The following is a 22832-nucleotide window of genomic DNA, read 5'->3' as shown; positions in this document are numbered from 1 at the left end:
TAGGAGAGAAGTTCGTTGGTAAGTATTAAAGACATTGCAAAACAAGCAGGTGTATCCATTTCCACGGTCTCCTATGCCTTGAACGGAAGTCCGAAAGTTACGAAGGAAACATCAGCCCGAATTCTAGCGATCGCTAAAGAACTTAATTATATCCCAAGCGCAGCCGCTCGTTCCTTGAAAAAACGAGAAACAAAAATCATTGGTATCTATTTAACGAACTATAGTGGGGCTTTTTATGGTCAGCTTCTGCAGGGAATGATGGAGACATTAAGCGAGAACGGCTATGAATTAATCGTATGTAGCGGAAAAGAGTCACATCGTTTTCTTCCCGAGCGCATGATTGATGGTGCGATCATTCTAGATGCCACATATGAAACGAAAGAATTGTTAAGTCATGCAGAACGAGGACATAAGCTGGTCGTAATGGATCGCAGAATGGATCATCCGAACATCTCTCAAGTACTGCTTGATAATAAAGCTGGGGCTACCCTCGCGATTGATTATCTGGCTGAAAAAGGTCATCGAAAGATCTGTGTTGTTAAAGGTCCAGATATCTCGTTTGATGCGAGGCAGCGATTAGAAGCTGTACAAAAAGCGGTACAACGCTATTCGCATATCGAGTACATCGAAATCGATGGTGATTTTAACAAGCATTCAGGTGAAGAAGCAGGAAAGAAGATTCATCAAGACTTTACAGAACCTGTAGGTGTATTTTGTTTGAATGATGAGATGGCGATCGGTATGTATAATTATTTCAGCCGCACAAATCTACGCATTGGTGAAGATGTTCATATTATCGGTTTTGATAATATTGAAGTGTCTCAATATATCCAACCGAGACTTGCGACGATCAATTATTCAAAGCATAAGTGGGGAGCATTAGCTTCTGAACTGCTGCTGAATTTAATCCAAAAAAAGCAAAGTCCTGAACATGAGAGAATCAACGTAAGCCTGATCGAAGGGGATTCCGTACGAAAACGATAAATAAGGAAGAGGAGCTACGATAAGCTCCTCTTTTTGTATTCAATTATTCAGCTTGTGATTGTGGTGATTTTTCTTTAGAGAGAAACCAACCGCTTACAGCGATCAAGATGAGAACAACATAAAACGTGATTTTCCACTCTGGTGACTTTGCGAAACCTTCAGAAAGGATTGCTAAGTCAGGATGTGCGAGTGTATATACGGCCAACTTAACCCCAACCCAACCTACGATGAGAAAGGCTGCAATTTCAAGGCCGGGTTTCGATTGTAAAAGCTTAACAAAAAAGTTAGCGGCAAAACGCATGATGATGAGGCCGATCAACCCACCGGCAAAGATCACTAAGAACTTTCCACCATCCAGACCGCCGATGTTCGGAAGACCTGAATCGGGAAGTGCCACCGCTAATGCAACAGCTGCTAGGATTGAATCCACAGCAAATGCGATATCAGCTAGTTCAACTTTTAATACTGTAGTCCAAAAACCAGATTTCTTCTTTTCAGATTTAGACTTTTCCGTAGAATCATCTGCTTTTTTAACCACAACTTTTCTGAAAATATGGTTGAGGGCGATAAACAGAAGGTACACAGCTCCTATAGCTTGAACCTGCCATACGTTGACTAAGAATGAAATGGCAAACAGTGATGCGAAACGGAAAAAGAATGCACCAACTAAACCATAGAATAATGCTTTTTTTCGTTGTTCTTCTGGTAAGTGTTTTACCATAATGGCTAAGACCAGTGCATTGTCTGCCGCTAGTAAGCCTTCTAATGCGATCAGCACTAACAAGATCCAACCATATTCTAACAAGATAGATAGTTCCATTTTGGTTCCTCCTTTAAAATGATAGATGCATGAATGAAACGAGAACGATTTACATGAAGCGACCTCCTGATAACAAATAAAAAAGACCTCTACCAATAGCAGGTAAAGGTCTAACATAGAAAAAGACCTTTACCAACCGAACGGTAAAGGTCTTGCTAACAACGAAAAGGTTGCCAATATAGCCGAGAGCACGAAGCTCCGAAATGACGACTATACTGTAAAAGCTACTCCCCTTTAGGAGTTATGAAGTTACTATTATCATATTATGCTCTCTTGGAAATTGTCAATTATTTTATGTGAGGAAAAATGTAGACACAACTAATTGTAGTATCTTTAACATATATACAGGAAAAGAGTGGATGAAAGTTGGACCAACATCAATACATAATAGACATGATAAAAAATGATGATTGGATGATGGAGATTTTACGTGCTGTCAAAACGTTAGCTTTACCAGATTGGTGGATATGTGCAGGGTTTGTTCGATCTAAAGTTTGGGATACACTTCATGACTTTCAAGAAAGAACGAGAATAGCAGATATTGATGTTGTTTATTTCTATCCTGAAGACCTCAAAAAAGAGAGTGAAAGAAAGTATGAGGAAATGCTTTTAGAACTCATTCCAGACTTGCCGTGGTCTGTAAAAAATGAAGCGAGAATGCATCTCGTCAATGATGATTTCGAACCGTACACGTCAACAGTAGATGCGATCTCCAAATTTCCTGAAACGGTAACAGCTCTAGGTGTTAAGCTAAATGAACAGGATGAAGTAATTCTTGCTGCTCCATGTGGAATTGAAGATGTACTAAGCATGGAAGTAAGGCCAACAGACAGCTATAGAAGCACTGACGATCGAAGAAAAAAATATGCAGAGCGCGTGAAAAAAAAGAATTGGGAAGCCGTTTGGTACAAAGTTAGAGTGGTTGAATAGAGAAAAGCTTGAGTGTTAGTGCTCAAGCTTCTTTTTTTGACCTTAGTTTTTCTTCATCCCCGCGTTCCTCTCCCTTAAACAGTACTTTTACTTCTGTATCTTCTTGCGTCAGATGGACCTGAAGGCTTTTTAGGCTCTTTCGGATCACGTTTTTTTCTTGGTCGGAATAAAGCATAACTTAAACAAAAACCAATCGAGCAAGTGATCCCATAACCAAATACAGCAAACGTATTCAGTCCTTCAAACTTAGCCCAATAGAAGATAGTGAAACGGTATATCAAAAGAAAAACAATACTTAGTGCTACATATAAAAGAAGATGAAACCTAAATTTTAACCTCATTCTATCTTTAGAAGATTCAATAATAAATGCAATGGGCAATGTGCAAAAAAGAAAAAAGGGAAGTGCTGTAACAATTCCAAAGAATAGACCGAATAACACACCTTGTAGATCAAGCTTAAATGGATTCCCACCTGGAATAGCAAAAAAGAACAGTGCTCCACAAAGTACCGATATTACTGATGAAATGATGACTCTCATAACTATCTCCTAACTACCTGTCGAAGCTTTTCGTTCAAGGCTTCTGAATCTTTATATTCAAATAATCCTAAGCGGTTTCCCCAAGGATCGGAAAACGTAGCCCATTTAACAGGAACTTCGACACGCTCAAAAATTTCAAACTCTTCAATATGTAAAACATCCATTAATCGTTTTCGCTCAGCATGGAGATCAACAACACCTAAACGAAGAGGTCCGTTTCCAACAGTGGGTGTTCCCTCAGCAACTTGCAACCAACAATTAGGAAGCAGCTCCCATTCAGCAAATCCTTCATGTGGAGTGAAGTCAGGCTGACGATTCAACAGAATTTCATAATATTTTTGACCATCTTCCATGTTCGATACACGAACTTGAACTGTCATTTCATATATCATATGTAATTCTCCTTTACTTCATTTGTTATCTACTAACAACGTTTTTAGTGAGGCAGAGGTTTCATAACGTTTAATTACTTATTCATACCTTTATTCCTTTATTAATAATTGATAACAATAACTTTTTCTCGAAATCAGGAAGATTTTCACTTAATCGTGCTGCCGCTATCGGAATCATCCAACTCTCTAACGTTTTTAAGGAGAACTGGTAATGTCTAGTATAACTTTTTCTATAATACATAGCTAAAAGTTTTCGTACATATAAAGTAGTTCTAAAATTTAGAAAAGATGTGCGATCTTGCAATCCGCCGTAACGCAAGATAAGTAGGGTTCGAGCTAAGTCTGCCATACGGTTGCCACATGTAGCATCAACCCAGTCAATGATTACAGCATTATCCTTTGTGATTAAAATATTGTCAGGATGAAAATCACCGTGACACAGAGATTTGCCTTTAGGCAGTTTTTCTAACTCTTCAAGAATTCTTTTCTTTTGATCTTGAGTTAGTTCTTTCACTGAAGAAATCTTTTGTTTCAACACATCAAATTGTGTGGGAAGAGTAGGTAGCTCCTTTTCATGGACACTTGCTTGAAGAGACGCCATCCTCCTCAAGTGATGAAGTGCTTTTCTAGGTTGAGACTCTAATAAACTCGTTAACGTGGTACCCTCGACCCTTTTATATATCAGCGCTCTTTTTCCAAAAATCGGTTTACTACACCTAACCTCAGGAACCGAAAGCCTTAACTGGTTGATCATTTTATTGACCTTATACTCATGCTCAACAAAATCATCAGATATGTGACCATGAAAAAGCTTAACAACTTCGTTAGGAGAAAAGATAATGACCCGAGCGGTACTACCCTCGCCTATTATTTGCTTGTGCTCCACGTAAGTTTAAACCCCTCTGCTTGAGTATCTATATGGATAATTTTAACACAATTAGCAAGAATTAAAGTTTGAATTTTTCATTTGACTGACTGGTCATGACCCGAGTATACTAACTAATGGTAATCATGACTAATTGGTCATATGATAGATGTATAATAAGTAGTTATAACTCAGTGGTAGTACTTATATAATTGCAAAGTGCATCTCATGACTAACAAAGAAGTCTTTGAAATAGAGGCATGGGCAATACTTAATCATGTGAAGGGTTTAGTTTATGAAGGAAAAAGTGACCATATAAAATGAATTTAAAAAACTTGGACGGGATCTTACGTCCAGCTTAATAAGGAGAAAGATGAACATGGAGACAACGCAAAAGCCATTAAACACAAAATTGATACTAGCTGGTTTGATTATTGGTATGTTTTTTAGTGCCTTAGAACAAACGATTGTTGGTACCGCGATGCCAACGATTATTGCTGACCTAAACGGGTTTTCTATATTTGCTTGGGTGACGACAGCCTATTTGATCACTTCAACTACTGTAGTACCAATCGTAGGTAAACTTTCTGACCTTTACGGAAGAAGAAAGCTATATTTATTAGGGAATTTTATATTTATACTAGGATCTGCACTTTGTGGAACAGCAAATTCTATGGAAGAACTTATCATTTATCGTGGGATACAAGGAATTGGCGGAGGTATGATCATGCCTCTATCTCAAACGATTATCGGTGATATCTTTACAGCTGAACAACGTGCAAAGTGGCAAGGTGTATTTGGTGCGATCTATGGATTAAGTTCAGTAATCGGTCCTTTTATCGGTGGGCTCATGGTCGATCATATTAGCTGGCACTGGATTTTCTTGATCAATGTACCATTTGGAATCATTTCTACAGCAATGATCGTGATCGGAATGAAGAACGAATCGATCAGAGCGGCAGTCGGGAAAGTAAATATTGATTATTTTGGTATTTTTACACTAATCCCGGCTGTTGTACTGCTCTTATTAGGACTTACGTTTGGCGGAGATAAATTTGAATGGCAGTCTACAACAAGCTATTTGTTGTTTGGTGGAGTCATTGTATTATTAGCATTATTTATCACGATTGAAAAACGTGCTGTAGAACCTATCTTAAATCTGTCACTCTTTAAGAATAGAGTGTTTGCAACAACAAATATTTTAGGCTTTTTGCTTGGTTTAGGTATGTTTGGAGCTATCATGTTCGTTCCAATGTACATGCAAGGAATACTAGGGGTGAGTCCGACAAAAGCAGGATCGACGATGACTCCTATGATGATTGCGCTCATTACAGCAAGCATTATTGGTGGCCGTTTGTTATTAAAGCTTAAATTCAGAACAGTACTAACATCTGGTATGGTGATAACAGCTATTGGGTTCTTTTTAATGAGTACGATGGATGTGGATTCTAACGAATTTACGGCATATGCTTATATGGTTATTCTCGGTTTTGGTATGGGTTTAGTTATGCCAACGCTCATGATCGCTGTACAAAACGAGTTTCCAAAATCTCAGCTCGGAGAAGTAACATCTGCTTCTACTTTCTTCCGTTCTATTGGAGGAACGATTGGGATTACGATCTTAAACGCAGTCATGAACCATTCACTAACAAATAAAATCAGTGAAGCGGCAAGTGATGCTTCAAATCCGGTTCTTGGAAAAGCGCTCGAAGAGATTGGGAAGAAAACAGATGCGATGTTTGGTATCTTAATCAATCCTGATTTGTTGCCACTTCCGACTGATTTAAAAACACCTGTCATTGAAACGATTAAAGACGTGTGGTCAACTTCATTCTCAAGCGTATTCTTAACGGGACTTATCTTTATCGGAATTGGAATTTTTGTTGCTTTATCGGTAGGGAACAGCCGTATCAAGAAAGAACCGGTCGACCCAAACAAGGAAAGCGAGCAAATGTCGTCTAACCAGGCAGTTACAGAATAAACAATAAAGAGCTGATCCATGATCAGCTCTTTTCATTTTGATTTCAATCAATTGTGCTTACCGTTGTTTATTCACCATCATATCTAAAAGCACAGAATCGGTTGTACTAGATGTTTCAGCACCTAATCGGCAAAAGTTTTCAATCGTCTTTTCTACATCTTCTTCAATAAATCCATTTGTGGAAGGGATACATAATCCGTTTGATGCAAGGACAGCCGATTGGACAGCGGCACTTGAACAAGTAGCAACCTTCATAGCGCATCCGGCTTTTGCGCCGTCACATACCATTCCACTAACGTTGCCTAGCGTATTCTGTATAGCAGCTTTCATTTTTTCTAGGTTATCATCAAGTAAGTAGGTGATAGCTGCAGATGCACTCGCACCTGCGACGGTCACACCGCAAAGTGCAGACAATCGGCCGAATTTTGATTTCATATGAATCGATAGAAGGTGGCTCAATGTCACGGCTCGTAACATCTTTTCTTCAGTTACACCTAGTTTTTCTGCAGCTGCAACAACAGGCATCGTAACCGCGATTCCTTGATTTCCGCTGCCCGAATTTGCCATTACCGGCATAGTCGAACCAGCCATTCGTGCGTCAGACCCTGCAGCAGATAACGCCATACTATACGTAGCTAAGTCATCTGAAAGAATACCCTTTTTTGTTTGGTCGTATAACGTTCTACCGACTCTTAAACCATAGTCATTTGAAAGGCCTTCTTTACAGATTGCAGAATTCAATTCGACACTTCGTTTAACAAGATCCAATCGATGAAGTGGAACTTCAGTAATGAACGTATAAAGGTCTTCGATCGTTAACTCAGGATTATCAGCTTTTTTAGAACTTGAGGACGGACCTGGCCGCGATTCATCTACTAACACTTTTCCGTTTTGAGAGATAAAGCTTATGTTCGTATGGTCACCAGAGATCACAACAGTCGCTTTCTCTGTTGCGGTTTTCACTTCGACTTTAATATATAATTTTTCAGGACCGTCTGCAGTTGCAACTGAAACAATGCCTCTCTGGACTAAATCAATAGCTTTATCTTCCTCATTACGCGTAACACCTTCAAGTACTTGAAGTCCTTTCGACGGATCTCCTGCAATCATACCGAGAGCTGCAGTAAAATCGATACCTGTATGATTCATGCCGGGAATCCCTACAGATAAAGCGTTCTTGATAACATTTCCGCTCGCTTTGACAGAGATTGATGTTACCGGTTCACTAATATATTTTTTGGCAGTAGCTGATGCGAGAGCGATTGCAACAGGTTCTGTGCACCCAAGTGCAACAACGAGTTCTTTTTCAAGAAGTCTACAGATGTTTTCGTTAATCATGAATTCCACCTCATTCCGCTATATTCTCTTTCTTTACAATAACTGGTGTGAGAGGTAAAAAGAAAGAGGTAAATCTTATAAATTACAAAGTAAACGCTTAAAATAATAATTTTGAAGGGTCATAAAAATGATTAAAGGAGAAAATTGTAATTGAAAACAATTTTAACAAAGATTTTACTAAAATATTTTAATGGAATTGATGGAATATCCATAGAAGAAGAACTGCACAAAACGAGTTGGCACAAAGATCTTCATTATAAAGTTAGGATCAATGGCAGGTTGTTTGCTGCTCGTTTTCTTCCGAATGATCGTTCACCCAACCAGGAATTTGGTAAGCTTACTAATGATGATTTATTAGAACAATTAAATTTTTGTCTCTTCCTTAATATGCACGAAGTACCATTTATGAAGTTACGAACAACAGTAGAAGGAGAATTGTTCACAATTGTTGAGATTGAGCATATCATATATCGATTTGTCCTTTTTGACTGGATAGAGGGTCATCATATTACAAGTTATGTTGGTACAAGTGCAGAAAAATTCGGACGAGCTGCTCGGGAATTTCACGAGATAGCTAGTCAGTACACATCAGATATTTTTAGTAAGACGTCTCATACCGTTGGCTATACATCATTTTATGACCAACTCAATAAAAAAATATTAAACGTTGAATTGTCGATACACGATTCACCACAAATGAAATACTATTTAGAGATGTGTAAATTCCATTTGGAGAACGCAAGCACTAGAGAATTGGATTTTATTGTTCAATCAGATTTAAATCCCCTTAATGTGCTTTGGGATGACGAAGAGAGCGTTAAAGGGTTTGTTGATTTTGAGTCTATTGGATATACCGATCGAATCGAGGGATTAGCATGGTTAATTAAGTGGTACTCGAGAACGAATGGCATCCATTCTCGAAAGATGTCTTCAGAGGTAGCAGCAGCATTTCTGAAAGGATATGAAATAGATAGAGATATTCTACGATCTGAAAAAGTAAGATTATCTTCATTATTGTGGCTATCGGGCTGCTTAAATTGGAATTTTGTAAAAAGAACGATACAGATTTTAGAAAATCAGCCTGAACTTCTCAATGACCACCTTACATGGTATAGAGAAAGAGGTGATTCACTTACTGACTTACTACATTTTGTTTGAAAGAAAACGATTTCTATTAAAGAAGTTTGATTTTACTGTTTAGGAATATATCGATTTTCCCTCTCAATAAAACCTTGTTTTACTGTTTTCCAATCTTCTTTTGTAATAGAATACAAAACAGCATTGCGAATATAGCCATTTGAGAGAATGCGTTCGTTCCTAATAAGTCCCTCTTTCACAGCACCTAATCGTTCAATCGCTTTTTGCGAGCGCTCATTTCGCTCGTCAGTTTTAAATTGCACACGAATAAAACCTAAAGTTTCAAAGCAGAACGTGAGAAGCAGTTGCTTACATGAAGCGTTTACGAATGTACGCTGATAATCTTTTCCGTACCAAGTGGAGCCTAACTCACACGAACGTTGAGTAGGATTTATTTCGTAAAGACGAGTAGTACCTACAATTTTCTCGTTTCTCTTGTTCACAATAGCAAATGGTAGAGCTAAACCTTCTTCGCGAAGTTGTATCGCATTATTAACCCATGTATTCATTTCCTGTTGAGTATCGATTGTAGTTACCATATAAGCCCAATTTTCAGAGTGATTAATTTGAAATAGTGGTAAAGAGTGTTCCAATTCTAAAGGAATTAGCTTAATATCGTTACTTTCTAAAGTAGGTGGATTTGTAAATAAAGTCTGGTAATTCATTTTTATCTCTCCTAAAAAAGTGATACATATATATGTTAATATTTAGTTATTTCATACAAAGAGGTGACTAAAATTTATGGAGTTTTTTATTTTTATAATATTAATCGTGTTTTTGTTCGACGCTGCAAAAATCCGTAAGCAAAATGAAACCGTTATTTTGCAGAATGAAAAAATGATTGCACTACTAGAAGAGATAAAGAATAAATAAATTACTCTTCTTTATAAAGGTTAAAAAATTGATAATGATCTTTACCGGTAATCTTTAATATGAGTTTTTTATTTTCTTTTAGACGATGAACTTCCCCATCAAAAGTTAAGCTTATTTGGTTTGGAAACTGATTCATCGAAAAGGTATATTCGCCAATCTCTGTTTGCTTTTTTTCTTGACCATAGGCTGTACTAAGCGTGAACGTTAGTTCTTTCGGCAGATTGTTTTTATCGTCAATATGTGTGAGCTTAAGTGAATTTGTTTTATCTACAGAGAACCTTGCTCGCCAGTAGTCATTTTCTCCAGAATAAATGATTGCGTCATTTTTGGATGTTGGTCCCTTGGTACTTGAAGTTGGAGCTGAGTCTTTAAAGAAGATCGTTAAAACAGAAACAAATCCTATTAATAAAACAGCAGCTAAAATCAGCTTCTTTTTCATCCTCCACCGTTCCTCTCATCCACTACATAACAGTGTATTCTTTATTTAATGGTGAATTCCTTGTTTCAATCATTTCTAGAACGGAGGCCGATTCGTGAAAATTAGAATGTATGAGAGTAAGGATTTTCAGTCTGCAATGGAGTACTGTTTACCACCAGAACAATCATTATTTACGTCTATGCCTGACGAGGTACTGAAAACGTTTCAAAGTGATATCTTCAATCAGCCTTTTGTGATTTATTTTGATCAACAACTTGTAGGTTGGTTTGCTTTATACACAGATCAATCAGGTAATATTTATACGAATAATAAGCAGGCCATTTTATTAAAATCATTTTCAATCGATGTCAGATTTCAGAAAAGAGGATTTGGGCTCGATTCTCTGAAACTACTACCGAATATTGTGAAACAGCAGTACAAAGGTAAGAATGAAATTATATTAACCGTTCATGAAACGAACGATGCCGCAATATCTCTTTACAGAAAAGCGGGATTCATCCATAAAGGTGAAAACTATAATGGGGAATATGGCATAGAAATGATTTTTCGTATGGGTATTTAGACCTTTACAAACTCTTAACCAAACCTTTACACCACTCCTTAGTAAATATTGTAATAATTTCTATACATAGACAAAAGGGGTGGCAAGTTTGAAGAAGGTTTTTCAACAAATGCGTTCACAAATTAAGAGTGTAAAGATTTCTGAACAACTGAAACGAATTACATCACAGAAATTAAAGCTTCATTTACAGACAAAGCTATTATTGATGATGCTATCGTTATTTATCTTAACCATTTCGATCGTAGGTCTTTTTAGTTATAACAAGGCATCTGAAACTACTAAAACAATTATTGAAAATCGTTTAGAACGTGAAACAGAAACTACATATGACATTGCAAAGAATCTTAAATTTAGTTTTATAAGAGATGAAGAAATGTTTAATCAGCGTGTGGCTGAAAGTATCAATTCACAGTATGTAGGCCTTCAGCAAGATGATATGAAAGCAACTATTTTCTTACTACAAAATGGTACGGTGATTCCGTATAAGACGAGCGGTAAAAAGCCTGTTGCTTTATCCTCAGGAAGTATGAAGAAAATCAGCGAACTAGAAAATGGTGTTCTTCACACGCATATTCAAGACAAGCCGTATACACTAGCAATAAAACAGATCCAAGAGCTGAATGGCATCTACGTGATAGCTGTGGAAACAGAAAGTTACATGCAACCCGTTTATGAACTCAGAAACTTTATAACGGTTGCTGTAGTCATTAGCATTCTTTTAACTGCATGGGTAATTATCTTCGTTATCAGAAGCATTACTTCACCGTTATCAGCGCTCAACCAAGTTATGAAACGTGTTCAAAAAGGCGATTTTAAACATAATGTGGATTATCGTTCTAGACATATTGAGATTCAGAGACTCATTGATAGCTTTAACCAGATGATGTTGTTTATTAGAAATATACATGATCAGATTCAACAAATATCAGGTGAACTAACTGTTCAAGGCAATAAACTTGAACATACGTACAACGAGGCAAACCAATATAATGAACAACTTGTGAAAAAGATAGAGAATGTGATGATAGGTGCGAAAGAAACGGCAATAAGTTCAGAGCATAGTGTGCGACTATTCACAGATATGCAGGAAAAAGTGAGTGATTTGAACAAAACGGTGATGACTGTAATGGATGAGTTTTTATCTATGAATCATAATGCTGTTGCAGGTCAAGAAAAAGTAGAGAAGTTAGTTGGTGAGATTCATGATAACCATGACCGTTTCTTCCAACTAAACAAGATCATTGATGAGATGGGTACATACTCGAGTCACTCTCAAAATGTCATTTCTACGATTAAAGAGATTTCGGAACAAACAAAACTGCTAGCATTAAACGCTCGAATTGAAGCGGCACGAGCAGGAGAAGCAGGAAGAGGTTTTGCAGTAGTTGCTGATGAGGTAGGAAAATTAGCAGACCAATCGAGTAAAGCAGCGGCAGATATCATTGCGACAGTAAACCAAATGAACCAAACAGCTTTACAGGCGATTCAGGAGTCTCGCCTTCTTGGGGAAGCGAATCTATCACATGTGCAAAAGGTGAAGGATACAACTGGATTCATTCAATATTTAATGAACTCAGTCTTAGACAATAATGAGCGAATGGGTGAGATGAGTGTAGCTCTGCAACAATTAAAAGTAGCATTGCCTGAGATTGAAACAGCTGCTATTCAATTTTCAAGCATTTCTCAAGAAACTTTAGCAAGTTCAGAAGAGATGTCTGTAACTTCTGTTAAACAAAATGAAAAGATTAAACAAGCCTATCTCGTTGGAGCAACGTTATCTAGCCTGTCTCATCAATTAACACAAGAAAGTCAGTATAAGCGTGTAAGTGAAGGTAAAGAAACAGCATAAATGAGGAAAGTGACGGGGGATGGTGATTCGTCACTTTTTTTGTTTGGCTTTATAGAGGTAGACTTGTAGATATAGAGACAATAATGATTTTTTCTGGAGTAGGTATAGAAGAGATTGTTATTATTCACTCTTAACTAGATTCTTTAATAAAGTGATAAATACTCGTGATATACTTAATGCATAACGTTATCTAAATCACGTACATTTACATACATCCTAGATTAGGGAGGAATAAATCATGTTTAATAGTGAAGCTGAATTAGTTCTACCTGCAAAAGCATCTTTAGGTGAAGGACCGTGCTGGGACTCGGAACAAGGCGTCTTGTATTGGGTTAGCATTTTAGATAAAAAAGTAAACATCTACGATCCACGCTCCCACCAAAATCGAGAGATTCAACTAGATCAGATGGTAGGAACGGTTGTACCGAGGGAGTCAGATGGTGTAGTAGTAGCTCTTCAGAACGGATTCTTTTTTCTAGATCTTAACACGGAAAAACTTACACCTATTATTGACCCTGAACAAGAGCTTCCTGAGAATCGCTTTAACGATGGGAAGTGTGACCCGTTCGGTAGGTTTTGGGCAGGAACGATGAGTTTAAGTGAAGAAGCTGAAAAAGGCTCTCTTTATTGTTTAGATCACGATCTTCAAGTGGAAAAGAAGCGAGAAAATTTAACGATTTCGAATGGTTTGGCGTGGTCGCCTGATCAATCCTATATGTATCTAATTGATACACCAACGAAAAAAGTAACGAGATTCCAATATGATCTTCAAACGGGCCATATCCAAAATGCAACAGAAGTGATTTCCTTTCCAGAAGGAGTAGGTGCTCCAGATGGAATGACGATTGACGAAGAGGGCATGCTTTGGATCGCTCATTGGGGCGGTGCGCAAGTCTCCCGGTGGAACCCAGAAACAGGCGAACAGCTATATTCTATTCCCATCCCATCCTTAAATGTTACATCATGCACGTTTGGCGGAGAAAATATGGACGAGTTGTATGTAACAACAGCTAGGAAAAATACAAGTGCAGAGAACCTAGAAAGGTTTCCAGAAGCGGGCGGGTTGTTTAAAGTAAGACCAGGTGTGAAAGGAATGCCATCATATTCTTTCAAAGGGTAAAAGCAGGACAGCGTTATTAAACGCTGTTTTTTTTTGATTAACAAAAACTTGCAATCATCGTTTGTCGTCTAATAATAAGAGAGGGGGGAATTGGTATGGAAAACATGTTAGTTGATGTGAGTTCTGTAGAAGATAAAGAGCACATTTTAAACGAAGCCATGAATGAATACGGACAAGACTTGCTGCAGCTCGTTTATTCTTATGTGAATCATACAAGCGTTACTGAAGATTTAACACAAGATATCTTTGTAAAGTGCTATAACGCACTGCATACATATAACGGCAAATCTAAATTTAAAACATGGCTATGGCGAATTGCCATTAACCATTGTAAGGACTTTTTGAAAAGTTGGTACAACAATAAAGTAGTAACCACCGATGATGAGTCTTCTTTTCATCGAACTGAGGTGGATGTCGTTGAGCATGAAGTCATACAAAAAGAAGATGATGAGAATTTAATCCATGCAATTATGCAGCTGGAAATTAAATACAGAGAGGTTATCTATCTTTTTTATTATGAAGAGCTTCCTATTAAGGAGATCGCTTTAGTCACTGAAGTGAGTGACAATACAGTCAAAACAAGAATGCGCCGAGCTAAAGAACTATTGAAAATATGTTTGGAGGGTTAGGGATGGAGAACCGTTTAAAAAACTTAAAGAAAATCATGGACGAAAAAACCTTTTCGCAAGTAAGGTTCACCGAAAAGCATCGCGAAATCATACAGAATAAATGGATTAATCAAGAAGATAAGGAACAGATTGTATTAAATATTTTGCAGTTGTTGAATCAAGAAAAGACAGGTTATCAGTTAGCGAACTTACTTCTTGCACGTGGGGTAAAACAATTTGATGACAATGAAGGATCTCTCTATGTATTGTTGCACCGTTTAGAGAGTAAAGGAGTCGTTCAATCTGGATGGCTATCGAAAGAGAAAACCAAGTATTATCAGTTAACAAGTAAAGGGAAAAGATTATTGAAGCAAGCAGATCATAAGGAAAAACGGTCATCAGTCATTCTGCAGCAGTTGATAGGAGGAGCGGAATGGAAAATCGCAGAAAGTCGTTTCTAAACGAAGTTACAAATCAGATTCGTTCAAAGGAAGCAAAAGAACAAGTTTCTGCTGAGTTGAATTACCATATGAAAGAAGCAAAAATGCGATGGGTAAATAAAGGATACTCTGATGTGGATGCTGAACAAAAAGCCATTGAGCAGATGGGAAGTCCGATCACGCTAGGTATTCAGTTAAACAAGATTCATCGTCCAAGAATTGATTGGATTTTGCTCGCGTTATTGACTTCTGTACTCTTGCTAGGTTTTTTACCTGTACTTTCTTTGGGAAATGATAGCAATCATTACTTTTTAATGAGAAAGATGATATTGGTTGTCCTTGGTATGATTGTGGCTTTAGGCCTCATGTTTGTTGATTATCGAAAGTTAGTAAGGTGGGGATGGGTGTTTTATGGTGTAGGTATTTTGTTGCTACTATCTTTGCTCTTCTTTTCTAGTGGTACGATTAATGGGAAGCCATTCTTACTAATCGGAGGGCTAACAATAGAAAGCATTGCTGCACTTCCATTCTTTATGATTGCCTGGGCGTGTTCCTTTAATCGAGATACCTTCAAAGTCTATCAATTTATATTATTATTCTTTGTTTCGCTGTTATTATTCTTTATGATTCCAAGTATTGCAACCACTTACTTGTATCTTGCCATGGTGCTATCCATGTTATGGTGGAGCAAATTTTCGACTCGTCAAAAAGGTGTTGTTTCAGGGATTACGATGGGTTCTTTACTATTAATTGGTATTTTCTCTTGGAACTATCAACCTTATTTTATAAAAGATAGAATGCTAGGTTTTCTGAATCCTGGAAAAGTAGCTGATGGAGCAGGGTATCAGGTGCTTCAAATTCAAGAGTTACTGTCTAAAGCGGGATGGTTTGGAGGAAATAAGAGTATTCAACAGTTCATACCTGAAGCACACACTGATTTTGCATTTGTTAGCATCACGTATCATTATGGCTGGATAGCAGCGATTTTTCTTATACTTATCCTTTTATTAATACTTACAAGAGTGGTTATCGCCACACAGCATGTAAGAGATTACTTTGGAAAACTTCTGATCATAGGCAGCTTATCTTTATTACTTTTTCAAATGGTAAGTAATATTGGAATGGCGTTCGGATTTTTCCCTCTTACTAGTATGTCACTGCCGTTTATTAGTTACGGGTTAGTTCCCATTCTATTAAACGCTGTATTGATTGGAGTTGTGCTGAGCGTTTATCGTAGGAAAGAATTAACCAGATCAGCTCTTTAAATTTCTTTAGTGGCTTTGTCGATTTTGAGGGTTTCCGTTCGTTGTATACTTAAAAGAAGAAAAAATAGTTTTTGCATACAAGGAGGAAACGGCTATGCTATTCATGCTGATTGTTAAAGCTTCAAAAAACTCGGAAGGTGGTAACCGTCCAAATGAAGAGCTTAATGAAGCGATGCGAAAGTACAATGAAGAATTAGTTAAAGCTGGCGTTCGAGTTCTTGCTAAAGGATTGCATCCAAGTTCCAATGGTATGCGAATTTCTTATCTACATCCAGGAGAAAAACCAGTGGTTACGGACGGGCCTTTTACGGAAACGAAGGAATTAATCGCTGGGTTTATTCTGATTGATGTGAGCTCTAGGGAAGAAGCCGTAGAATGGGCGATGAAAATGCCTGATCCACAAGGAAACGGAGAAGGTCAGATTGAATTAAGGCAAGTATTTGAGTGATTTATTCATGCTACATTTTAAATGGATAGATTGCAAGAGAACCTCTTCTATATTGGGGTTCTTTTTTTATTAATAAAAATTATTGATTTTATTTATTTTTGAAAGTAATATAGACTAAAATAATACGAAATGAAGGTTTTATGTTATGGATACGTATGATAAGAAATTAATAGAACTGTTACAGAAGAACGGAAGAATGAAATGGGCAGACTTAGCTACTCAGGTAGGTCTATCCGCCCCAGCTACCGCTGAACGTGTTAACCGCTTGGTGGAAAATGGTGTGATCAAGGGATTTGCTGCAAGAATTGATGCTGAGAAAGTGGGAAGTGAAATAACAGCTTTTGTTGCCGTTTCACTAGAGCGTCCAGAGCATCGCGCTCCATTCTTAGCACGTATTGAAGAGTTGATAGAAGTGATGGAATGTCATCATATTGCGGGAGAAGATGATTATTTATTAAAAATTCGATCACGAAATACGAAGGATTTAGATCGAATCATCAGCTATGAAATAAAAGGACTAACAGGGGTTGTTCGTACCAAAACAACAATTGTGATGGATACGACAAAAGAATCGATCGAAGTTCCTTTGCAACCGCATTTCTTTTCAGGTGATAAAAGGTGCTTTACGAACTTTATTTAAAAGGCTTAATTATGGGGATTTCAATAGCGGCTCCAGTTGGACCAATCGGTGTATTATGCATGCAGCGCACATTAACGCAAGGTCGTGTGGTGGGAATTGTATCGGGATTGGGTGCTGCATGTGCAGATGTTATTTATGGTTTGATTGCAGGGCTTGGTCTCACGATGGTTTCTCAATTCATAATGAGCCATAAATTGTGGATTCAACTAATTGGGGGAGTATTCCTATTGTACTTAGGTCTGAAAATCTTAACTTCTAAAGCAAGACCTATGGATGGCACACCCCAAAAGAGTAGTAGTCTTACTTCCGCTTTTTTTACAACCTTTCTACAAACCTTAACGAACCCCATGACCATATTATCCTTTGCTGCCATATTTGCGGGGTTAGGTATCGTTAACACTCACACAAGTACTATCTCTTCCATCACATTGATAGTTGGCCTCTTTTGCGGATCTACTGCCTGGTGGTTGTTCTTAACATTTATAGTGAGCATGATGAGTAAAAGAATGAATCAGCAGCACATGGTTATGATTAATGTTATATCAGGAATTATTATAGGTTTGTTCGGTGTTTTTTCACTTATACGTTTAATGATTGGATAGTGAGTTTTGAATGTTATTACTAAAGAGTATTATTTTAGGTTTTTCTATATCCGCTCCAGTTGGGCCGATCGGTTTGCTTTGTATACAAAGAACACTCTCCCAAGGAAAGTCGGCGGGATTTTTAACTGGTTTTGGAGCAGTAACAGCTAATATTGTTTATGCGAGCATTGCAGTATTAGGCTTTTCAGCTGTGTCATCATTATTGATTCAATACGATATGTTGCTAAAAATTATCGGTACTCTTTTTTTACTCTACCTAGGGGTGAAAACATTCTTAAAGAAAGTACCAACTCAAGCCGCTCATTTAGCAGGGGAAAGCAAGTTGATGATGTTTGCTTCTACGTTCTTCTTAATGATTACAAACCCTGTTACGATTTTAAATTTTACAGCAATGTTTGCAGGTCTTGGGTTTGGTGAGAGTGAGATGTCATTACAAATTGCAATCCTCTTAATAAGCGGTGTGTTTATCGGCGCTACCTGTTGGTGGATGTTCTTAAGCATAGTGGTAAGCCTGTTAACAAAAAGTATTCAGCCGCACTTAGCTACTATCAATAAAGGAGCAGGATTAATAATTATTGGCTTAGCTTTAGCGAATATCCTAGCGTAATAATTAATATATAAATATTCGGAAAATTATATTTACTTTTACATCCATTTATTTTACAATACAAGAGGTAAGGAAAAAATTTCAAGATAAGGAGGCGTTGGACATGATTAAATTTTTAGACACTACACAATCAACTTTATATTGTCCAATACACAACCTTCTTTTTGAGAACTCGATCTAACCATTGATACGTGAATCAGAGCCTCAGGATGTGTATACATTCTGGGGCCTTTTTATGTATTTTTGTACCTAAAAGTCACCCATCTATTTCTGGGTGGCTTTTTATTTTGAAGAAGCTGAGTAGAACGAACAACGGTACGATATTGAATATTGAAAAAGCGGAGGTTAGAAAAAATGGAAGTATTGAATACGCACATTACCGATCAGATTACGATAGTAGAATATGATCCGAGCTATGCCGCAGCAGTCGCTGAAATGTGGAATAAGAGCCAAGATGGCTGGGGCGGCGGAAACTCAATCATGACGGAAGATCAAGTATTGAAGAAAGAATCGAACTCATCAAACCTCCATTTATATCTCGCACTCGATGGAGACAAAGTCGTCGGCTACTGCAGTCTGGGCGAATATCGGGAAGATGAAGGAGCACTCTACATTCCGTTGTTAAATGTTAGAGGAGATTATCATGGTAAGAAGATCGGCAAAAAGCTTGTACTAAAAGCGCTACAAAAAGCGGTTGAAATGAAGTGGCCACGTTTGGATCTCTATACATGGCCAGGGAACACGAAGGCAGTGCCGTTGTATAAAAAATGCGGCTTTTTTTGGGAAGATCGGGATGACACGACACACCTTATGAACTTCATGCCTTCTGTGATGCAAACAGAAGCGGTTTTGGGTTATTTTACAGATGGAAAATGGTATGAAAATAGTACGCGTACCATTGAAACGACCCCTGATGGAAACAACGAAAATGAATTTCATTATTATGAGTATGCTTGGAATCACGAGACTCTGGGTAACTTGAAGATGCAATTCGAGCGTTTCGGAAGAGGGCTTCGCTACATTGAAACAGATGACTATAAAATCTCAGCAACTGTTGAACACTTTAATCTTGTTTTTGGCTCTGAATACAAGATTCGATACCACATGACGAATAAAACAGGTAAGCCATTAACCGTAGAGATTCAAGGTGTGGATGATAAGAACATTCAGTTTGCGACTTCAAAAAAAATCACTGTTCAAAAGGAAGAGGAGATTGAGATTCCTTTTGTGGTAAATCCGATTACTGAAGATCAAAGTGTATGGAGAACGCACCCAGCTGTTACTTCTCAATTACTAATCAATGGGAAGAAAGCGGAATTTAGAGTAGGTATTCGTCCTAAGTATCCCGTTAAGTTAAGCTGTAACACGCCAGGTAACCTTAGTTTTGTTGGTAGTTCTTCTCATCTTTATTTTAACTTTGAAAATAACTTTGATGAACAAGTAACGTTTAGCTTTGAACTTCCGTCATCAGAATTGGCTACCATTCAAGATCGTAAGGTGAGTGTTACACTAGCACCGAAAGGAAAGCAATCGGTATCTGTTCCTTTCACGCTAGTAAAACACGGATTTTACTCGGCTGACATTGAAGTCTCGGCAACTAAAATTAATGGAGATATCGTTACTTTTACGAAAAAGCTAGGTGTAGCACTGCAGGGAATTGGAGCTAAATTTGCTGGCGAGTGTGATGATTTTTATCACGTATGCAACGGGCAATATTCAATAAGACTAGATAAGTTCAATAACTGGATTGCTCCTGGTAAAGGTGATGTGGATTATAAATTGGCTTTCATGGTGCCTCAACTCGGCAAACCTTTCTCTGAGGAAATTACACGACTTCGTCCAGAAAAAATTGAACCATTGGTGGAAGATGGTTACTCAGGATTAAGAGCAACTTTCCAATCACAAGCGTTTCCAGAATTGCAGCTTGCAACTGTTGTGAAATTGTACGGTGAAGGTCTAGTAGAAAGATACGATGAAGTAACAAATATTAGCGATGTAGAATCTGCCGCAGAAGTATGGCTGAATACACCGATTATGTGTCCGATGTTAGACAAGGGTGTATTGCCTTACGAGGGAAGATACGTTGAACTCAATGATTCAATGGGATCTGGTTTATCCTATTGGGATCCTAGTAAAATTACGGAAAACTGGCTTTTTCTTCGTGGAAATGATAACCCTAGAGGCATCTCATGGCCGAGAGAAGGGAAGGTGAATTTTTCCGGTTGGTTCATGTATTTTGAAAATAAGTTAGGCAAGATTGCTTCTCAAGAAACAGTTGCGACAAAACCAATCACGATGACAATTGGTGCTTTCCGTGATTGGCAATCATTCAGAGAATTTGCGACGCAAAAGAATGATAAACCAGCCAGTTTGACCAATCATATGAACGTATCGGTTAACGGGGGAAATCCTTTTGTTGATAATGGTAAGTTTAAGGCAGTTGTTAGAGATTATAAGTCCTCATTTTTCAATGGCTTTATTGAGATGAAACTAGAGGAAGAGATTCTGCAGAGTCACCTATTCGCTTCAGATGAAGAGCTAACACATGCCGAGTTTGATATTGAATTACTTGACGATAGAGGCATACATGTCTTAACTTCCAAAATGAATTTAGGTGCTGTTCATATTACACGGCAATCAGCCGCTTTTGTGATGAAGAATACACCCGTTCAGTTGGAAAAGTCGATAAAAGAAGGTCTCGAAGTGTATACCGTAGATAATGGAGAAATGAAGATTTCTGCTTCAGCACAGTTCGCACCATCATTGTTCTCTCTTCAATACAGAGATCAAGAGTGGATGGATTCACCGTTTCCAAAGCCGACACCTAAATCGTGGTGGAATCCTTGGTTCGGCGGAATCGCAGGCCTTCTGACAGGCACGAGTCTTCATTCCTTATTAAAAGAGGAAAGCACTGTTGACTTTGTAGAAAAGGAAGATAGCAAAGGGAATGTGTGGAAAGGTTTCAAAGTCTCTACCATCTACAAAAAACACGAGACGTATAAAGGGGTTCAGATTCATAAATACTTCTTGATGCTGCCAGGAGTTCCGGTACTCTGCCATACAACGGAAATTGTCCAGAACATGAAGAGTTACTTGGATGGTAAGAACTTTTACACAGGATGTTTTTTAAATCCAGGAACAGAGCCTGCGAAGAGCTGGGGAAGCTTCCAGGCTGAAAATGGGGATTGGACCATGGTTTCTGGTGCGAAAGGTGAGCAGGAAATGACTGTTGAACGTAGCGTAATTTACGGATCTGATGATCATGAAAACAAGCTTCAAATTGTAGCGGACCAAAACGCTACACAAGTTGATTCTTATATCAATTTAGAAGTCATTGAGCTTGGGTACTCAGAAAAGATGAACCTTGAGCACGGTGCTAAGCAATTCACTTCCCCTGTGTTTTATGTATTCAATGATAAAGTTATTCCAGATACAGCTTTAGAAGATCTGAAGAAAATAAAATTCAGCTAGAAAGGGCAAACTCATGAAAATTATCGATGCACACATGCATTTTTCAAACATTGAAAGCTTTAAACATACGGCAATAAATCTTTCTAAACTTGACTATTCGTATGAAGGAATTATCAAAGAGTACCGAGAATCTGGCGTTGTGCTTGGCATCGCGATGGGATTAACAGAAAAAGAGGTAGAGGGTTTTCCTGACCCTCTAGCTCCAACTCCAATGGGGATTGATCTGGATAAGCACATACCTGAAAACGTCGTGTATTGTGCTGGCATCAATCCGTATCATTTAGGTGAAAGTGAAATGATACAGCTTGAAGAAACGGTTCAGCTTCCTGAAGTTGTTGGTATTAAAATCTACCTCGGTTATTACCCGTACTATGCGTATGATGAGGTGTATCAGCCGGTTTATAAGCTAGCTGCTAAATACGGATTGCCAGTTGTTTTTCACACAGGTGATACTTATTCAGAGCGCGGTTTGTTGAAATACTCTCATCCCCTGACACTAGATGAAGTAGCGGTTATGCACCGAGACGTAAATTTCATGATGGCGCATTTCGGCGATCCGTGGACATTAGATGGAGCAGAAGTTGTTTACAAGAATCGTAATATGTATGCCGATCTGTCAGGGCTCGTTGTAGGAACAAAAGAAGATATTGCAAGATACAAAGATTCACCACGCTTCTTTAATCACTTGCGCCATGCCTTAACGTTCACGGATAACTACGAAAAGTTTTTGTTCGGAACAGACTGGCCACTTGTGCCAGTAGAGCCGTATATTGACTTTATAAAAGAAATCATTCCTGAAGAGCATCATGAAGATGTCTTTTACAACACAGCGGTAAAGCTTTTCCCGAAGATTAAGGCGTTTGTAAAATAAACAAATACTTGTGAGAGGGGTGATGCCAATGGTACGTGTCTGTGGTTTTTA

General features: G+C 38.0%; 24 protein-coding genes. 17 read left to right on the top strand and 7 right to left on the bottom strand.

Annotated elements, in window-relative coordinates; genetic code table 11:
• Positions 1-15 precede the first annotated feature (15 nt).
• The gene (locus IHV11_RS12795; protein ID WP_144702152.1) at positions 16-984 is read left to right on the top strand and encodes a LacI family DNA-binding transcriptional regulator; all 969 of its coding nucleotides are present in this window, start codon (positions 16-18) and stop codon (positions 982-984) included.
• A gap of 43 nt (positions 985-1027) precedes the next feature.
• Here the strand turns inward: IHV11_RS12795 and IHV11_RS12790 are convergent, their stop codons facing one another.
• On the bottom strand, positions 1028-1804 hold the full coding sequence (locus IHV11_RS12790) for a TerC family protein (protein WP_197194877.1): 777 nt from the start codon (positions 1802-1804) through the stop codon (positions 1028-1030).
• A gap of 366 nt (positions 1805-2170) precedes the next feature.
• On the opposite strand from IHV11_RS12790, the gene IHV11_RS12785 reads away from it, so the two are divergent.
• Positions 2171-2734, top strand: a complete 564-nt coding sequence (locus tag IHV11_RS12785) for a nucleotidyltransferase family protein (RefSeq protein WP_231620246.1) — start codon at positions 2171-2173, stop codon at positions 2732-2734.
• Positions 2735-2808: 74 nt separating this feature from the next.
• Here the strand turns inward: IHV11_RS12785 and IHV11_RS12780 are convergent, their stop codons facing one another.
• The 3 genes from IHV11_RS12780 to IHV11_RS12770 all read right to left on the bottom strand — a co-directional run bounded on the left by IHV11_RS12780 (position 2809) and on the right by IHV11_RS12770 (position 4551).
• Positions 2809-3273, bottom strand: coding sequence for a hypothetical protein (locus IHV11_RS12780; RefSeq protein ID WP_137790281.1), 465 nt, complete (start codon positions 3271-3273; stop codon positions 2809-2811).
• Between the two features lie 2 nt (positions 3274-3275).
• Entirely contained in the window at positions 3276-3665 is a 390-nt protein-coding gene (locus IHV11_RS12775) for a VOC family protein (protein ID WP_197194876.1), read from the bottom strand.
• Between the two features lie 82 nt (positions 3666-3747).
• Positions 3748-4551, bottom strand: coding sequence for a phosphotransferase (locus tag IHV11_RS12770; RefSeq protein ID WP_197194875.1), 804 nt, complete (start codon positions 4549-4551; stop codon positions 3748-3750).
• A 358-nt stretch (positions 4552-4909) separates the two neighbouring features.
• On the opposite strand from IHV11_RS12770, the gene IHV11_RS12765 reads away from it, so the two are divergent.
• Positions 4910-6511 carry an MDR family MFS transporter gene (locus IHV11_RS12765; RefSeq protein ID WP_197194874.1) on the top strand — a complete coding sequence of 534 codons (1602 nt, stop codon included), beginning with the start codon at positions 4910-4912 and terminating at the stop codon, positions 6509-6511.
• A 57-nt stretch (positions 6512-6568) separates the two neighbouring features.
• Here the strand turns inward: IHV11_RS12765 and IHV11_RS12760 are convergent, their stop codons facing one another.
• Entirely contained in the window at positions 6569-7849 is a 1281-nt protein-coding gene (locus IHV11_RS12760) for a serine dehydratase subunit alpha family protein (RefSeq protein ID WP_197194873.1), read from the bottom strand.
• 150 nt (positions 7850-7999) lie between these two features.
• Between IHV11_RS12760 and IHV11_RS12755 the strand changes: the two genes are divergently transcribed.
• Entirely contained in the window at positions 8000-9007 is a 1008-nt protein-coding gene (locus tag IHV11_RS12755) for a phosphotransferase enzyme family protein (RefSeq protein WP_197194872.1), read from the top strand.
• A gap of 32 nt (positions 9008-9039) precedes the next feature.
• Here the strand turns inward: IHV11_RS12755 and IHV11_RS12750 are convergent, their stop codons facing one another.
• Positions 9040-9651, bottom strand: coding sequence for a GNAT family N-acetyltransferase (locus IHV11_RS12750; RefSeq protein ID WP_197194871.1), 612 nt, complete (start codon positions 9649-9651; stop codon positions 9040-9042).
• Between the two features lie 76 nt (positions 9652-9727).
• Between IHV11_RS12750 and IHV11_RS21390 the strand changes: the two genes are divergently transcribed.
• The gene (locus tag IHV11_RS21390) at positions 9728-9859 is read left to right on the top strand and encodes a hypothetical protein (protein ID WP_255520063.1); all 132 of its coding nucleotides are present in this window, start codon (positions 9728-9730) and stop codon (positions 9857-9859) included.
• 1 nt (position 9860) lies between these two features.
• Here IHV11_RS21390 and IHV11_RS12745 read toward each other — a convergent pair whose 3' ends face one another.
• On the bottom strand, positions 9861-10298 hold the full coding sequence (locus tag IHV11_RS12745) for a hypothetical protein (protein ID WP_197194870.1): 438 nt from the start codon (positions 10296-10298) through the stop codon (positions 9861-9863).
• 94 nt (positions 10299-10392) lie between these two features.
• Here IHV11_RS12745 and IHV11_RS12740 point away from each other — a divergent pair, with 94 nt between their 5' ends.
• From IHV11_RS12740 to IHV11_RS12685, 12 genes are all read left to right on the top strand, one after another.
• Entirely contained in the window at positions 10393-10860 is a 468-nt protein-coding gene (locus IHV11_RS12740; RefSeq protein ID WP_197194869.1) for a GNAT family N-acetyltransferase, read from the top strand.
• Positions 10861-10948: 88 nt separating this feature from the next.
• Positions 10949-12709: a methyl-accepting chemotaxis protein gene (locus IHV11_RS12735; RefSeq protein WP_197194868.1), complete on the top strand. Its 1761-nt coding sequence runs from the start codon at positions 10949-10951 to the stop codon at positions 12707-12709.
• A gap of 238 nt (positions 12710-12947) precedes the next feature.
• On the top strand, positions 12948-13829 hold the full coding sequence (locus IHV11_RS12730) for an SMP-30/gluconolactonase/LRE family protein (RefSeq protein WP_197194867.1): 882 nt from the start codon (positions 12948-12950) through the stop codon (positions 13827-13829).
• 95 nt (positions 13830-13924) lie between these two features.
• Positions 13925-14458, top strand: coding sequence for a sigma-70 family RNA polymerase sigma factor (locus IHV11_RS12725; protein ID WP_197194866.1), 534 nt, complete (start codon positions 13925-13927; stop codon positions 14456-14458).
• 2 nt (positions 14459-14460) lie between these two features.
• Positions 14461-14898: a PadR family transcriptional regulator gene (locus IHV11_RS12720; protein WP_197194865.1), complete on the top strand. Its 438-nt coding sequence runs from the start codon at positions 14461-14463 to the stop codon at positions 14896-14898.
• Entirely contained in the window at positions 14871-16142 is a 1272-nt protein-coding gene (locus IHV11_RS12715; protein WP_197194864.1) for an FtsW/RodA/SpoVE family cell cycle protein, read from the top strand. Before IHV11_RS12720 ends, IHV11_RS12715 begins: the two co-directional genes overlap by 28 nt.
• 94 nt (positions 16143-16236) lie before the next feature.
• The gene (locus tag IHV11_RS12710) at positions 16237-16590 is read left to right on the top strand and encodes a YciI family protein (RefSeq protein WP_197194863.1); all 354 of its coding nucleotides are present in this window, start codon (positions 16237-16239) and stop codon (positions 16588-16590) included.
• Positions 16591-16735: 145 nt separating this feature from the next.
• A complete protein-coding gene (locus IHV11_RS12705) occupies positions 16736-17230 on the top strand; it encodes an Lrp/AsnC family transcriptional regulator (protein WP_197194862.1) in 495 nt (164 codons plus the stop codon).
• Positions 17209-17832: a LysE family translocator gene (locus IHV11_RS12700; protein ID WP_370568657.1), complete on the top strand. Its 624-nt coding sequence runs from the start codon at positions 17209-17211 to the stop codon at positions 17830-17832. Before IHV11_RS12705 ends, IHV11_RS12700 begins: the two co-directional genes overlap by 22 nt.
• Positions 17833-17842: 10 nt before the next feature.
• Complete coding sequence (locus tag IHV11_RS12695; RefSeq protein WP_197194861.1) at positions 17843-18439, top strand: LysE family translocator; 597 nt, start codon at positions 17843-17845, stop codon at positions 18437-18439.
• Between the two features lie 354 nt (positions 18440-18793).
• Positions 18794-21910 carry a GNAT family N-acetyltransferase gene (locus IHV11_RS12690; protein ID WP_197194860.1) on the top strand — a complete coding sequence of 1039 codons (3117 nt, stop codon included), beginning with the start codon at positions 18794-18796 and terminating at the stop codon, positions 21908-21910.
• 13 nt (positions 21911-21923) lie between these two features.
• Positions 21924-22781 carry an amidohydrolase family protein gene (locus IHV11_RS12685; RefSeq protein ID WP_197194859.1) on the top strand — a complete coding sequence of 286 codons (858 nt, stop codon included), beginning with the start codon at positions 21924-21926 and terminating at the stop codon, positions 22779-22781.
• Positions 22782-22832: the final 51 nt, after the last annotated feature.

It is taken from the genome of Fictibacillus sp. 26RED30 (assembly GCF_015903845.1).
GTDB classification, from domain to species: Bacteria; Bacillota; Bacilli; order Bacillales; family Fictibacillaceae; genus Fictibacillus; species Fictibacillus phosphorivorans.
Note: the sequence above shows the minus strand (reverse complement) of the source record. Positions and strands in the feature narration are given on the sequence as shown.

Bases quoted from the DNA above. Each gene is read 5' to 3' on its own strand.
- IHV11_RS12745 (WP_197194870.1), bottom strand. From the start codon at position 10,298: ATGAAAAAGAAGCTGATTTTAGCTGCTGTTTTATTAATAGGATTTGTT.
- IHV11_RS12730 (WP_197194867.1), top strand. From the start codon at position 12,948: ATGTTTAATAGTGAAGCTGAATTAGTTCTACCTGCAAAAGCATCTTTA.
- IHV11_RS21390 (WP_255520063.1), top strand. From the start codon at position 9,728: ATGGAGTTTTTTATTTTTATAATATTAATCGTGTTTTTGTTCGACGCT.
- IHV11_RS12710 (WP_197194863.1), top strand. From the start codon at position 16,237: ATGCTATTCATGCTGATTGTTAAAGCTTCAAAAAACTCGGAAGGTGGT.
- IHV11_RS12695 (WP_197194861.1), top strand. From the start codon at position 17,843: ATGTTATTACTAAAGAGTATTATTTTAGGTTTTTCTATATCCGCTCCA.
- IHV11_RS12715 (WP_197194864.1), top strand. From the start codon at position 14,871: ATGGAAAATCGCAGAAAGTCGTTTCTAAACGAAGTTACAAATCAGATT.
- IHV11_RS12780 (WP_137790281.1), bottom strand. From the start codon at position 3,273: ATGAGAGTCATCATTTCATCAGTAATATCGGTACTTTGTGGAGCACTG.
- IHV11_RS12790 (WP_197194877.1), bottom strand. From the start codon at position 1,804: ATGGAACTATCTATCTTGTTAGAATATGGTTGGATCTTGTTAGTGCTG.
- IHV11_RS12705 (WP_197194862.1), top strand. From the start codon at position 16,736: ATGGATACGTATGATAAGAAATTAATAGAACTGTTACAGAAGAACGGA.
- IHV11_RS12685 (WP_197194859.1), top strand. From the start codon at position 21,924: ATGAAAATTATCGATGCACACATGCATTTTTCAAACATTGAAAGCTTT.
- IHV11_RS12775 (WP_197194876.1), bottom strand. From the start codon at position 3,665: ATGATATATGAAATGACAGTTCAAGTTCGTGTATCGAACATGGAAGAT.
- IHV11_RS12725 (WP_197194866.1), top strand. From the start codon at position 13,925: ATGGAAAACATGTTAGTTGATGTGAGTTCTGTAGAAGATAAAGAGCAC.
- IHV11_RS12690 (WP_197194860.1), top strand. From the start codon at position 18,794: ATGGAAGTATTGAATACGCACATTACCGATCAGATTACGATAGTAGAA.
- IHV11_RS12720 (WP_197194865.1), top strand. From the start codon at position 14,461: ATGGAGAACCGTTTAAAAAACTTAAAGAAAATCATGGACGAAAAAACC.
- IHV11_RS12750 (WP_197194871.1), bottom strand. From the start codon at position 9,651: ATGAATTACCAGACTTTATTTACAAATCCACCTACTTTAGAAAGTAAC.
- IHV11_RS12765 (WP_197194874.1), top strand. From the start codon at position 4,910: ATGGAGACAACGCAAAAGCCATTAAACACAAAATTGATACTAGCTGGT.
- IHV11_RS12760 (WP_197194873.1), bottom strand. From the start codon at position 7,849: ATGATTAACGAAAACATCTGTAGACTTCTTGAAAAAGAACTCGTTGTT.